The 13,795-nt window shown below is 69.6% G+C and carries 10 protein-coding genes; all 10 read left to right on the top strand.

From position 1 onward, the window contains the following. The first annotated feature begins 184 nt into the window (after positions 1–184). The 10 genes from STRVI_RS55460 to STRVI_RS45125 all read left to right on the top strand — a co-directional run bounded on the left by STRVI_RS55460 (position 185) and on the right by STRVI_RS45125 (position 13,758). Positions 185–2,551: a major capsid protein gene (locus tag STRVI_RS55460; RefSeq protein WP_043242541.1), complete on the top strand. Its 2,367-nt coding sequence runs from the start codon at positions 185–187 to the stop codon at positions 2,549–2,551. A gap of 247 nt (positions 2,552–2,798) precedes the next feature. Further along, positions 2,799–4,085 carry a hypothetical protein gene (locus tag STRVI_RS45165; RefSeq protein WP_150112985.1) on the top strand — a complete coding sequence of 429 codons (1,287 nt, stop codon included), beginning with the start codon at positions 2,799–2,801 and terminating at the stop codon, positions 4,083–4,085. A 112-nt stretch (positions 4,086–4,197) separates the two neighbouring features. Next, complete coding sequence (locus STRVI_RS46950) at positions 4,198–6,024, top strand: hypothetical protein (protein WP_014043745.1); 1,827 nt, start codon at positions 4,198–4,200, stop codon at positions 6,022–6,024. Further along, complete coding sequence (locus STRVI_RS45155) at positions 6,009–6,527, top strand: hypothetical protein (protein WP_014043744.1); 519 nt, start codon at positions 6,009–6,011, stop codon at positions 6,525–6,527. Before STRVI_RS46950 ends, STRVI_RS45155 begins: the two co-directional genes overlap by 16 nt. Positions 6,528–6,637: 110 nt before the next feature. Further along, positions 6,638–7,639 carry a hypothetical protein gene (locus tag STRVI_RS45150; protein ID WP_014043743.1) on the top strand — a complete coding sequence of 334 codons (1,002 nt, stop codon included), beginning with the start codon at positions 6,638–6,640 and terminating at the stop codon, positions 7,637–7,639. Next, positions 7,629–8,387 carry a hypothetical protein gene (locus STRVI_RS45145; RefSeq protein ID WP_014043742.1) on the top strand — a complete coding sequence of 253 codons (759 nt, stop codon included), beginning with the start codon at positions 7,629–7,631 and terminating at the stop codon, positions 8,385–8,387. Before STRVI_RS45150 ends, STRVI_RS45145 begins: the two co-directional genes overlap by 11 nt. Positions 8,388–8,456: 69 nt before the next feature. Continuing rightward, positions 8,457–8,927, top strand: a complete 471-nt coding sequence (locus STRVI_RS45140) for a hypothetical protein (RefSeq protein ID WP_150112984.1) — start codon at positions 8,457–8,459, stop codon at positions 8,925–8,927. After that, positions 8,924–9,685, top strand: coding sequence for a hypothetical protein (locus STRVI_RS45135; protein WP_014043740.1), 762 nt, complete (start codon positions 8,924–8,926; stop codon positions 9,683–9,685). The genes STRVI_RS45140 and STRVI_RS45135 overlap by 4 nt, the downstream gene beginning before the upstream one ends. A gap of 124 nt (positions 9,686–9,809) precedes the next feature. Beyond that, positions 9,810–12,308 (top strand): phage tail protein, encoded by a 2,499-nt coding sequence (locus STRVI_RS45130; protein WP_167543327.1) that lies wholly within the window; start codon positions 9,810–9,812, stop codon positions 12,306–12,308. A gap of 13 nt (positions 12,309–12,321) precedes the next feature. Beyond that, the gene (locus tag STRVI_RS45125) at positions 12,322–13,758 is read left to right on the top strand and encodes a hypothetical protein (RefSeq protein ID WP_014043738.1); all 1,437 of its coding nucleotides are present in this window, start codon (positions 12,322–12,324) and stop codon (positions 13,756–13,758) included. Positions 13,759–13,795 lie beyond the last annotated feature (37 nt).

Genomic DNA, 13,795 nt, shown 5'->3' with positions numbered 1-13,795 from the left:
GGTGCAGTTCGTTCCGCGCTGTGCGGCGCGCCGCACCATCCGTCCCTTTTAATGTGAGATGTAGTTTTCTGACCGTTTCTGCCTGACTGGTGTCTGCGCCGGGGGCCCGGTCCTCCGCACTGCTCGCTCTGACTGGTGATTGCGCCGGGAGCACCCGAAGACGATGCGATCAAAGGACACTCAGGTGGAACTTGACGACATCCTCAATGTGCTCGCCACCACCACTGACGACGAGCGTGTTGAGGCAATCCGCGACGCCGTACGCGCGGCTGCCGAGAATGGCGCCGACATGCCGGGCCTGGAGGCCGCGGCTGTCGACCGCTTCCGGGAGCTGCGCGAAGAGGCCGAAGACAGCACCCCCAACGACGACCAGCTCACCGCCCTCGAATTCCTCGTGGACGTGGTGGAGCACCTGCGCGAGTACAACGTCGGCACGCAGCAGCGCGCCGAGGAGGCGCACCGCCGCCTCGCCTCGCTCGCCGGACGCGTGGTGACCGAGGACGGCGCCGACGAGGGGGAAAACACCTTCGCCGACGACAGCTCCTCCGATGACGACGCCGACGAGGACCAGGGCGAGGAGACCGCCGACGACGGCGGTTCCGACACCTCGTCCAGCAGCGGCAAGAAGAAGCCCGCGAAGAAGACGGCCTCCGTCTCCACCTCGCGCGCGCTCGCAACCCAGCAGGAGCGTCGTCTGCCGCTGAACTTCCTGCGCTCGAAGTCCGCCGTCCCGGCCGGTCGCGGAAGCGGCCGTATGGCCACCGGCGACGACCGCTCGGTGCGCTACACGGTCACCAGCGCCGACGTCCCGGGCATCAGTGCTCGCCAGAAGATCGGCGACCTCTCGCACCTGGCCACGGTGGTCAACACTCGCATGCAGTCCATGGTCCGCTCCGCGACCTCGGGCCGCGCGGGCATCGCGACCATCACCCGCCACGTGGCGGCGAAGTATTCCATCTCGCAGGAGATGGACATTGACGGCGCCATCAAGGCCGCTGCCGACGAGTTCAGCCTCCCGGGCGGCAACCTGGTCGCCGCCGGCGCCTGGTGCGCCCCGCCGGACACCCTGTGGGACCTGTGCCCCGACGACTCCGGCAACGACGGCTTCCTTGACCTGCCCACGGTCACCACGCGCCGGTCGGGCATCCGCTTCCCGCAGGCGTTCGACTTCAGCCCCCTGTACGGCGGCGTCGGCTTCCACTTCGGCAAGGACCAGCTCCACTGGTCGGACTGCGAAGAGGGCCCTGACGGGCAGAAGAAGTGCTGCATCGAGATCCCGTGCCCGGAGTGGACCGAGTGTCTGCTTGAGCTGGACGGCATCTGCATCCGCAACTCCATCCTGATGGAGCGCGGATGGCCGGAGTGGACCTCGGACTTCACTGCCCGCGTCCTGAAGGCCCACCGCCGCCGGATGAACGCCTGGACGATCGCGAAGATCGAGTCCCTGGCGACGCAGATCAGCATGCCCCAGGTCAACCTTCCGGCCACGGGCATCGACGTCGCGGGTCTGCACGGCCCCGGCGCGGTCGAATCGGTGCTGAGCATCCTGGAGATGATGGTCGAGTACCAGCGCTACCGGTACCGGCTGCCGCGTGCCGCGACGCTCGAAGCGGTCATGCCGTACTGGCTGCTGCCGATCCTGCGCGCGGACCTGTCCAAGAAGTCCGGCTGGAACCTGAACCGCTGGAACGTGACGGACCAGCAGCTCATCCAGTTCCTCCAGTCCCGCGGCGTGCGCGTTCAGTTCGTCTACGACTGGCAGGACGCTTTCGCCGCGGCGTTCCAGCCGAACCCGGGTGACTGCGGCGACGCCGAGGCCGCCCAGGGCAAGGCCAAGTACCCGCACTCCCCGGGCGTGTACGACTGCTGCGAGTGCACCGAGCCGGACCCGGACAACCCGTGCGGCAGCAAGCCGCGCCGGTCGGCCAACGAGGGCCGCGTGCTGCCCGCCTCCTCCTGCTGCGCCGCTGGCGTGTACGAGGGCGGCGACTGCTGCGACGCGAAGTTCAAGTGCCTGCGTCCGCTCCAGCTCGGCTGCGACACCTTCGGCGGCTCCAACGCGGGCCCGCTCTTCGGTGGCCTGCCGCCCACGCACTGGCCGACGCACGTGAAGATCCTGCTGTACCCGGCGGGCAGCGTCTTCAAGCTCCAGCAGGACGTGATCACGCTTGAGGGCATCTACGACCACGCGTCGCTGATGGAGAACAAGTACACCAGCCTCTTCACGGAGGAGGGCACTCAGGTCTGCAAGCGCTGCTACGACCCGTACCTCCTGGACATCCCGCTCTGCCCGAACGGTCTGTCCGGTGGCCCGGTCGTCACCGGCTGCAAGCCGAGCGGGTGCACCCCGGGCTACGGCGCGTCCGACTGCAACGACTGCAACCAGGCGTTCACGAACGCCGAGAAGGCGTTCGCGGACAAGCAGAAGGCCGAGCTGGGTTTCCGTCCGTGCGACACGGGAGGCACCCCGACGCCTCCCGCTCCGTCGCCCGGCGGCGGCACCACGCCGCCCCCGTCCGGCGGCGCGGGGGTCCGTGGCGGCCGGAAGTAGTCCGTCCACGGCCCGCCCCTAGGCGGCAGCCGTGGACGGACCCGAACGGGGTCCGGGGAGGCGGTGGCGTACGGGTTCCTCCGCCGCCTTCCCGGGCCCGCACCGGGTCCCACGCGGATGCCTGGAGGCGGGGTGCAGCTCTTCGGTTCGTGTCCCCGAGCACGAGCCGAGGCTGCACCCCGCTTCGCCATGATCATCCGGAAGGAAGCCTGAGCAGCCGATGGTGTCGACCTGTCCCGGTCCTCGCGTGGAGGTCACCGGACCGCGGATTCGTCCCGCGCGGTTCGGCCTGTTCTCCGTGGCCGAGGTCGAGACGGTCGAGGACGGCACCTGGGAGTGGGGCCTTCAGTACCGGTCACAGGGATGCGACGCCAACGTGTACTCCTGGCCGCGGCCGTGCATCGCGCCGCCGCTGCCGGTCCAGCCGGTCACCATCCGCGTAGAGCTGTTCGTCGGCGCCGCGGCGCCCGACGACGGCACGCCGCGGCTGGAGTGCTCGCCGCCAGAGGAGCACAGGGACTACCGCACCCTGTTCGCCGTGGCGTCGGCCGATCCGTGCTGGGCGCTTCCGCCGTCGACCCGCATCCAGGTGCAGGCCGACGGCGGCCACCTGGTCACCATCCCGATCCTCGGGCCGAAGGGCGCGGCCGAGGAGGAAGCAGACGGCGCCGGCAACTGGGTGGCCGCGATCCCGAAGGACTGCGTCAGCCGCATCCTGATCCGCGAAGCGGGCCTGGGCGCGGAGAAGTACGTCGACTTCCGTCCGGACCTGACCGGCGCGGCCGTCACCTTCGACCTGTCGCCCGACCCCGAGGCGTGGCTGAACGAGCGCCGCAAGGTACTGGACGGGCCGCCGGGCTACGTGTGCGGCGACCCGTTCTGGATCTACACCTCGGCGGCGTGCATGCCGGGGGCGGACTTCACCAAGGACGCGGAGCCGATGGCGCGGCGCCGGATGGAGACCGGCGAGCAGCGGGCGGTGGAGGAGTGGCTGTGGCGCTCCATGCGGGAGAGCCACCCCATCCCGGTCGGCGGCGAGTGCTCGGGGAGCTTCCGGCGGATGCCGTGGCCCGCGGCCCGGCTGGAGGTGTGCCTGTCGCGGCTGGAGACGGCGCTGACCCAGACCCTCGGGGGGATGGGGGTGTTGCACGTCCCGTCCGTGGTCGCGATGCGGCTGGCCTCGCTCGGGTCGATCTGGACGGACCTGTCCGGCTGGTACACCCCGCTGGGCACGCCCGTGGTCTTCGGCACCGGCTACGACGCGACGTTGGGGCCGGTCGACCAGGGCGTGACGCCCGATCAGATCGTGATGTACGGGACGGGGCCGGTGACGGTGCGGCGCGGCCCGGTCAACGTCTACGACGGCTTCGACCGGCTGACGAACAACTACGCGGCCATCGCGGAGCGGGCGTACGCGCTCACCACGGACTGTGCGCTCCTCTACACGGCCTGCCCGAACGACTGGTGCCAGGCCCCGGAGCCGGATGAGGACGAGGGCGAGGACGAGCCGGGCCAGCCGGAGCCCGGACCGTAGGAGCGGTGCTTGCACCGACACTGAACCCGACCAAGCAGACGAAAACGAAGAAAAAGGACAGAATACGTCCAGTAGGGACGTATCAGACTTGTCGTGAACGGAGTCGGTGGCCATGGCCTCGGTGATCTGCCCTAGCTACAGCGGCGCCGCCGTGCTGCGCGCCACGAAAGTCGACGGCTGCTGCGCGCCCGTCTACGAGGACCCGGAGAACCCGGGAAACTCGGGGCAAGTAGTCACGGACGCCTTCGTGTCGGTGCAGGTCAGCCCCGGCGAGGGCGACAACGGCGGGGGAGGCGGTGGTGGCGGAGGCGGCGGTGACGGCGACAGCGTCACCAAGGCCAACGGACAGGTCTGTATGCAGACCGTCCAGTGCAACCCTCCCCAGGCGTATACCCTCAACCTGACGCTCTGCGCCCTGGACCCCGAGCTGGTCCTGATCATGAAGCCCACCTGGTGCGCGATCCGCGACTCCGCCGGCACCATCATCGGCTTCACCGCCAAGGGCAAGGCCAACTGTGACTCCGGCTTCGCGCTGGAGCTGTGGATGAACGTCTTCTCCGGCGCCTCGGCCGCCTGCCGCGCCGGTGGCGCAGCCCAGCACGGCTACCTGCTCTTCCCCTGCATCACCAACGTGTCGATCGGGGAATTCACCGTCCAGAACGGCCCGATCACGTTCAGCTTCACGGGCACCACGAAGCGCGGAAGCAACTGGGGCCGCGGCCCCTACAACGTGCTGATGGACGAGGGCCGCCCCTCCCCGCTGCCCTGCCCGATCGCGGACGACGACGACTTCGTGCAGTTCCTGACGACCTTCCCGCCGCCGGAGGCCGAGTGCGGCAAGCAGCCGGTCGACGGCGGAATCCCCGAGCCCGCGGAGCTTTACATCCAGGGCGTCCCGGGCCGGGACCGCTGCACGGTCGAGCTGCGCCCCGACAACCACGGCTTTGGCGCTGTGGAGGTCGACTGGGGCGACGCCACGATTTCCAAGATTCGCTCGTACGGCACCGGCACGCACACCTACCAGGGCTGCTTCCCCGGCCAGTCCCGCGAGGTGACGATCACCGTCCGCGACGCGCAGTGGCCGCAGATCCAGACCCAGAAGACCATCACGATCCCGCTGCCGGAAGACGAGCCGTCGCTGACGGTCTACCAGGACCCCACCGACACCACCGGCCGCACAGCGATCGTGGAAGTCCAGCTCCCGCCGCAGGCGTGGTGCGGCGCCCCCGACTCCGACACCACCCGGTGCGCCTGCCCTGGCGAGTCCCAGATCGGCCGGTACGGCATCTCCGTCGACTGGGGAGACTCCGCCGGACCGGACCGCGTCCAGTGGATCGCCACCGAGGACGACTGCCGGGTGCGGCTGCGCCACGAGTTCGAGACCGACGGCACCTTCCAGGTCAAGGTCTGCCGCAACGACATCGACACCTGGTGCGCGAAGGAACCCTTCATCGCCGGCGGCGGCCTGCGCCCCCTCATCCGCTTCGTGGAGTGGCGCGACAACTGCACCGCAGCCATCTGCGTCGACAACTGGGACAAGGGCACCGTCAGCATCGACTGGGGCACCGGCACGCCGGAGGGCCGCCAGGTCAACGTGACGCCGGGCGAGGACATCCAGTTCACCTACGGCGAGAACTTCCGCAGCAGGCGCCCGGTCATCGTCGTCTGCTCCGAGGCCGAGAACAAGCAGTGCGCCGGAACACTCCGGCCGCCGCCGTGCCCGGCCGCGCCCACGGACTGCCTCCAGATCACCCCGAGCTGCGACACCTACGCCGACCCCTCGGGCCGCACCATCAGCCTGGCACTTGACACCACCTGCGCGTCGGGCTGCCTGAACACCACTGCTGCCTGCAACTTCTACGGGGACCCGACCGGCCGGACGGTCACCCTCAACCTTGACACGACCTGCGGGAGGGTTTCGCCATGCCTCGCACTGTAAAGATCAACTGGGGCGACGGCAGTCCGGAGGAGGAGTGGACCGGGGACAAGGGGTCCAAGGACCACCAGTTTCCCGAGCCCGCTCCGGGCCAGACCGCCAACTACCAGATCACCGTCACCCCGACCGACGGCGGAGCCCCGCGTACGGTCGGCGTCTCGGTCCCCTGCGGCGGCACCTCCTACGGGGCGTCCCGCTCGGTGCTGGCCGGGTGCGTACGCCCGCTGGTGACCGCCATTCAGATTGTCGGCGAGCAGAACAACCAGGTCGTGGCCACGCTCTCCTTCGAGTCCACCCGCGCCGTGGTGGTCGTCTACGACCAGAACGGCACGCCGGTGGCGAAGTCGGCGCCGGTGACCGGCTCCGGCGCGGCCAACACCGCTCCGGTCGGCCCGCTCGCGCCCGGCACCTACGTCGCCCGCGGCTGCCAGGACGAGGGCGGCTCCGGCTACCCGTCCTCCTGCTGCGAGATCGGCGACGGCTACGCCTTCACCATCGGCGGATAGCCGATGCGGGGCGCGGGGCAGCTCTCGTGCTCATGGCCCTCCGGCTGGGAGCCGGAGGGCGGCCCCTGCGCGCTCTGGACGACTGCGGGAGAACGCGGGGTGCGTGGTCGATGAGCCGTGGTTCAACGCTGACGTGCCAGTGGCCGCGCAACTGGGAGCCTGAAGGGGGCCCGTGCGCCCCCTGGCCGATCGACACGACGTGCTGCCCGTTTTTCCCCTGCGAGCCGGAGGACTTCGAGCCGCGGCACTGGATCGCCCTGTCCATCGCCTCTGAGCGGCTGTGGCGGGCGACCGGCGGCCGGTTCGGCATCTGCCGCGAGCTGGTGAGGCCCTGCCGCCGCGGCTGCGAGGGCTGGAACCGCGCCTCCTCCGGCACCTGGGGACTGGAGGGCCCGCCGGGCGGCATGTCCGGCCGGTGGGGCAACTCCTGGCTCAGCGGCTTCCCGGGCGGCGGCGGCCCCATGCCGGCGAACCTGGGCGGCGGGAACTGGATCAACATGTCCTGCGGCTCGTGCCGCGGCGGGGACTGCTCGTGCATCGAGCTGTGCGAGATCCTGCTCCCCGGCCCGGTGGCGTGCGTGGTCGAGGTCCGCTGGAACGGCGTCATCGTCGACCCCTCCACCTACACCCTGCTGCCTCCGAACCGCCTGGTGCGCCGCGGGATGTCCAACGGGTGCGGCTGCGACGACTGCGGCGGCTCTTCGGGCTGCGCCTGCCAGCCGTGCTGGCCCAAGTGCCAGCGGCTGGACCTGCCCGACTGCGAGCCGTGCACCTTCAGCGTGCTCTACGACCGTGGCCTTCCCGTGCCGCCCGGCGGCGTGCTCGCGGCATCCCGGCTCGCCTGCAAGATCGCCGAGTCCTGCGGTGACCCGTCCGACTGCCCGGTGCCGTTCAACGCCACCCAGGTCACCCGCGAGGGGATCACCTACCAGCTCCAGGCGCCCGGCGACGGCGAGATGACCGGTATCCCCGAGGTCGACGAGTGGGTGGCCCTGGTCAACCCCCACGGCCTCAAGCAGCCGAGTGCCGTCTTCTCTCCCGACTTCCCCGCCGCCCCGCCCTCGTGGCGGGTGGGGCGCCCTGGCTATGGAGGTGGCGCATATGGCTGGTGAGCGTCGTGCGAGCCGCGCCGAGACGATCCGCGGCGTGGCGCTGGTGGAGTATTGCGAGCCGGAGGTTCCCGAGTGGGAGCCCCAGCCGCCGTGCGGCCCCGACCCGGTCACCAGGGTCGCTGTCGGGCTCAAGGACTGCCTGTGCAACGGCCTGGACGCCTGCGACCGGCCGGTGTGCTGGTGCTGCGTGGTCAACGAGGGCGAGGTCGCCACCGCGGACTGGTGCGCCTGCGACTGCAAGACCCCGTGCTGCAAGGAGGCCGATCCCAAGGATCTCGCGCAGCACCTGCCGCAGATGGAGGGCCTGGCCCCGGCCGCGGAGGTCGACGAGAAGGAACCGGCGTGGCAGGGCATGGCCTGGGTGCGCGTCGCATCCCAGCAGTGGATTCCCCAGGGTGGCCGTCAGCAGGTGGTCACCGCGGGGGGTGGTAACTGCGGTGGTGGCGGTCTGTGGCGGGTCACCTACAACTTCGGCGTGCTGCGGTGCGCGAAGGGCACGTCCAAGGACGGGCGGCCGGTGCCGTGCGAGCCGCGCGAGCAGGATGCGTTCGTGGCGCTCGCGGACGCGGAGGTCATGCGGTGGGTCGTCGGCTGCTGCCCGGCGCTGCGCGGGCTGCCGGTGCAGGCGGCGCAGTGGTCGCCGCTGCCGCGTCAGGGAGCTTGCGCCGGTGGCGTGATGGCCCTGACGGTCGACCTGCGCCAGCCCACCGATTCCGCCGGTTGCCCGGTGCCCCAGCCGTACTGCTGACGGTCTCGGAGCGCCGCGGCGTCGCGGTGATCACCCCCACGTAGCTTGTCCGTTATGACGGAAGAGTTCGTGATTGACGCAGATGACGGCTACATCCCGGTTCAGGCTGAGCCGGTGAAGGTCCGCATCGGAGGAACCCTCTACACGGCCTCGTGCCCGCCCGACAAGAAGTGGCACCTGTTCACCCCGCTCCAGGACGGCTCGGACGGCGGCGCCGAGGCCATGGTGGAATTCCTGAAAGCCTCCCTCACCGACGACGACGCGGGCGAAATCCTGGAGCGCATGCGCGACCCGGAGGACGACGAAGTCAGCCTGATGAAGCTGATGTACGTCTTCGGCCGGGTGCTCAACCACTTCCAGCCCCTCATCGAGGAGCACTTCCGGGCCATGGGCATGGAGGTGCCCGGTGATCAGCCCGGCGGCCACAACCGCGAGACGCGCCGGGCCGCGAAGAAGACCGCAAGCTCCGCCACCCGCCGTACCGGCACCAAGGGCGCTCGTACGCCCAAGGGCCAGACCGGTGCGCGCACGGGCCGGTGATCAAGCCCCTTCCCTTCCGGATCGACGGGCGCGACCTGGAGATCCGTGCCCTGTCGGCGGCCGAGGCGTATGACGTCGCCGCTTCGGGGAACTGGCTCCTGCTGTTCCCCGAAGCGGTCACCGGCGACGGCCGCGAGTGGCTGTGGAGCCGGTTCGACGACACCCGGGACCTGCTGACCATCCGGTCCCTGTGGCGGATCTGGCATGGCCTGGCGCCCCACATCTACGGCATGGAGTGGTGGTCGGTGACCCGGCTGGCCGGGACACGGGCGCTGAACTGGATGTCCTTCGACGCGTGGTCCATCCGCCACGGCTTCGATCCTGACGCGCCCTGGGTGTCACCGCGGCGGCTGACGGCTGCGCTGATGACGTGGCTGGCCTCCTCCTGCGAGAAGGACGTGGAGTGGCAGCAGCTCCAGGTCGAGATCCAGGCACCGCCCGAGTACGTCATCCACCTGCCCGAAGAGGACGAGGACGGCGCCGCCATGGACGCGTCGACCTTCCACACCAACGCCCCGCACTGGATCGGCAAGACCCAGCAGACCACGCCGGCCGAAGAGGCTCCGGCCAGCAGCGACACGAAGGAGGCGCCAGAGGACAACGAGGACCAGGACCAGGGGGAGCCGCAGGCCCTGCCGTGGGCGGACCAACCCGTCCTGAGCATGGACCAGTTCGCCGCTCAGGCCCGTCAGTGGGTCCAGGGTCGGCGGACAGAGCCGGAGACACGGGGTGAGCCAGCCACAGATGAAAGAGGGTGATATCTACCATTAGCCCCGATATGCACTAGAGCGGGGAAATGGGGCACACGTGACGACTCCGGCGGGTTCGATCGGCGAGGCGGACGTCCGCATCGTCGCGGACACGTCGCGCTTCCGGGAGGAAGTGGAGACCGCCATCGCCTCCGTCGGCGACGCGGAAGTCCGCGTCAAGCCCGACATGACCGGCTTCCGGACCGCGGTCAACAACATGACGCGCGGGATGACGGCGAACATCCGCCTCAACCCGCTGTCTACGGGGTTCCGGCAGAAGGTCAACGCCGTCACCAAGGGCTTCGAGGCCAACATCCGCCTCAACCCCCTCTCGGCGGGCTTCAAGACCAAGGTCAACGTGCTCACGCGCGGCATGGAAGCGCCGATCAGGCTGAACCCGGTCGCCACCGGCTTCAAGACCAAGGTCAACGCGCTCACGCGCGGCATGGAAGCGCCGATCAGGCTGAACCCGGTCGCCACCGGCTTCAAGACCAAGGTCAACGCGCTCACGCGCGGCATGGAAGCGCCGATCAGGCTGAACCCGGTCGCCACCGGCTTCCGGCAGAAGGTCAACGCGCTCACGCGCGAGATGGAGGCGCCCATCCGGCTGCGGCCCACGGCCACAGGCTTCCGCACCAGGGTCAACGCGCTCACCCGCGAGATGTCGGCGCCCATCCGGCTGCGCCCACTCTCGACCGGCTTCCGGGCGCAGGTTCTCGCGATCACGCGGAACATGCCCCCGGCGACCGTCCGGGTCCGCTGCGTCAGCATCGGCGGCAACCCCTGCGGCGGCACCCGTGGTGGCGGGGGAGGTGGAGGCGGCGGGGGCGGCAGGCGCGGCAACAACGGCGGCAACGGCGACCTGCGCAGGCTGCGCAGCCTGCGCAACAGCCTGAACGGCGTCAGTGGCGCCTTCGCCTCCATCGGCGGCATCGTCGGCCGCCAGTCCGCAGTGCTGGGTGTCGCCATCGTCGCCCTGGTGGCGATCCTCGCCCCGCTGACCGGCCTCCTGGCAGGCATCCCCGGCGTGATGGCCATTGCGGGTGCGGGCTTCCTGGTCTTCCGGGAGAACGTCGACCGGCTGAAGGACTCCCTCTCCGGCCTCAATGACACGATCAAGAAGCAGCTCAACTCCGACGCGGTCAAGCCGTTCTTCGATCAAGCCGGCGACGCCATGGTCGGCATCGTCGACGAGTTCAACAAGTTCTTCGCCAGCAAGGACGGCGCGGACCTGCTGGCCGCGTCGATGCAAACGCTGATCCCTGTCCTCCAGGGGATCAGCGACGCTGTCGAGCCCGTGATGAAGGGGCTGACTGACTTCGTCCAGGCCACGGTGCCGGTCTGGGAAGAGGTCGGCAAGGCGATCGGCGAGGGCGGAAAGAACTTCGGCGCCTGGCTGACCGGGATGGCCGAGTCCGGCAAGGCCGTGGAGCTATTCCGCACCGGCATTCAGGGCCTGGTCGACGTCTTCGACCTGCTCGGGTCGATCATCGGCGCCGGAGGCAACCTCTTCGGCCCGATGGCCGCGGGCATCCACGACCTGACGACCGGGCTCGCGGGCATGTTCGATGCCGCCGGTCCTGGGCTGCGTGAATTCGGTCAGGGGCTGGGCGATCTCCTGTCCGCTTTGTCCCCGATTATGGAGCCGCTGGGTCTCCTGGCGGGGGTGATCCTGAAGGCTATTGGTGATGCCTTTACAGCGATTTCTCCAGGTCTGACCGAGTTCGTCACTCAGCTCGGTGAAGTCCTGACGCCGGTCATCGAGAAGCTGAGTCCGATTCTGTCCGCTTTGGGTGAAATCGTCGGAACGATCCTGTCTGATGCCTTCGAGGTACTGGCTCCACTCCTAGAGCCGATCGGCGAACTGTTCCAAGTGATCTTGGATGCCCTGGCCCCCATGATGCCGCTTCTCGAACAACTGGCTGAACAGATCGGTCAGGCCCTGGTCGACGCGGGCAAGGAGCTGGCCCCCGTCTTCCAGGAACTCGCCGACCTCTTCGGCAGCTTGTTCGAGGTTCTGGGTCCGCTGGCCGTGCTGATCCTCCGCCTGGCCGTCGCCATCCTGCCGCCCCTGCTGGCCATCGTCGTCGGCGTGATCAAGGTCGTCGTCCAACTGGCCAGCGGCATCGCCCGCCTGACCGCGGCCGTCGTCAAGGCGGTCGCGCAGTTCCTGCGCTGGCTCAAGAACCTCCCGGCCGTCCGCTCGGCCATCACCCTCGCCAAGGGCGCCGTCCAGGGCCTCGTCACCACCATCCAAAGCCTGGTTAGCTGGGCGGGCAAGGCGTGGAAGAAGCTGAAGGATCTCGGAAGCGCCGCGGCGGACATCGGCAAGGGCCTGCTGAACAAGATCCCCGGCGTCCACCTGGCCTCCGGCGGCATCATCATGGGCCCCACGAAGGCCCTGGTGGGCGAGGCCGGTCCCGAGCTGGTGCTGCCGCTGACCCGGCCGCAGCGCGCCGCCGAGCTGGCCGAGCGCGCCGGACTCATGAACATCCTCGGCCGCGCCGGCGCCGCGTCCGGCGGCGGGACGGCGCCGCGCGACGTCTCCGTGCACATCCACACCGCGGCGACCTCGAACGACATCATCATCCACCGGATGCAGCGCGCCATGGCCGCTGCCCTCGCGGCGTAGAGGGGCGGCGGTCATGGCCCTGTGCACGCTCGGGTGCCCGGCGCAGTACCACGCGGTCTTCCACTGGAAGTGCGGCGAGCAGGTCTACATGCCGGTGGAGAACATGACCGGCCTGACGTTCTCGCGGACCCTGAACGACACCGCCAAGGCCACCGTCACCATCACCAAGGACAGCTTGGACGACGTGTGCTGCGAGGGCCTGGACAACCTGGAGCCCTGGCTGCACGAGTTGTCGATCTACAGGGACACCGAACTCGTCTGGCAGGGGCCGGTCATGACGGTCACCGAGACCCGGGCCACCGTCACCGTGGAGGCGTGGGACATCTCCGCGTGGATCGCGCGCACCACCAACTACTCCACCAAGGCGTTCAAGCGCGGCGAGGCCGACGTGTCGTCGATCGCCCGGTACTACATCGACTGGAACCTGCTGACCTCCTCGTACGCCTGCACGCGGACGGTGAGCGGCAAGAAGGTCGACCACGCGTGCCTGACGCCGTACATCGCCCGGTACAACGTGGGCGCGAAGCCTGCGTACAAGCCGCAGGACCAGACGAAGTACGTCGTCGACCTGCTGAGCGAGCTGGTCAAGTCTGGCCTGTACTGGACGACGGTCGGCCGCCGCCTGATCCTCAAGGGCAAGCCGGGCCCGGGTGACCTGGCGGTCGCCGAACTGACCACCGACGACCTGATGGGGGACTTCTCCATCGTCCGCGACGGGCAGAGCTTCGCGACCCGTGCCGTGGCGACGAACAGCTCCTCGGAGGAGGACCGGCAGACCGTCACCACCGGCAAGAGCTGCGCGAATCCGTACGGGCGGGTGGACTGGCTCATTTCCTCCACCGACGTCCCCAAGTGCGAGTGCGACGAGAAGAACTGCACCAAGCCGGGCACCGGCCGGTGCCGCGGGAACAACCTCTGCGGGCCGTGCAAGTATTCCAAGAAGCGCAAGTCCTGGTCGTGCGAGAACGAGTCCCGGGCGGCCTGCAAGAAGTGCATCGCCGACTGCGTGGACGACTGCAAGACCGCCTGCGAGGCCGACCAGCGGGCCGCGCTGCTGGACATCGCCAAGGCCGAGCTGAAGGGCCGCTACCCGGTGCCGATCGGGGTGTCCGTCGACAACGGCGCCGCCCTCCACCCGGAGGCGCCCATCTGCTTCGACCAGCTCGTCCCCGGCTACCGCATCGACCTGCGCCTCGACCGGGCGTGCCGCAAGATCCAGCAGGCGTTCGTGCTCGCCGACGTCACCGTGACCTGGGACGCGTCCGGAGAGAAGGTCGCCGTCGGCATGACGCCGATGGACGAGCCGGGCACGGACGGGGACCAGAAGGCGTCGGGCGTGCGCTCGTTGAGGGCCGCGGGCGAGGAGCGGGCCGCGTCGTGGTTCGAGTCCGGAGAGCTTCCCGCGCCGCCGGCGGAGGCGGTGGAGATGGCGCAGCGCGCCGCGCGCTGATCGTCCCTGGACGTGTGGAAGCCTGACGAAACAGGAC

The sequence above is a fragment of the Streptomyces violaceusniger Tu 4113 genome (assembly GCF_000147815.2).
Lineage (GTDB): Bacteria > Actinomycetota > Actinomycetes > Streptomycetales > Streptomycetaceae > Streptomyces > Streptomyces violaceusniger_A.
Note: the sequence above shows the minus strand (reverse complement) of the source record. Positions and strands in the feature narration are given on the sequence as shown.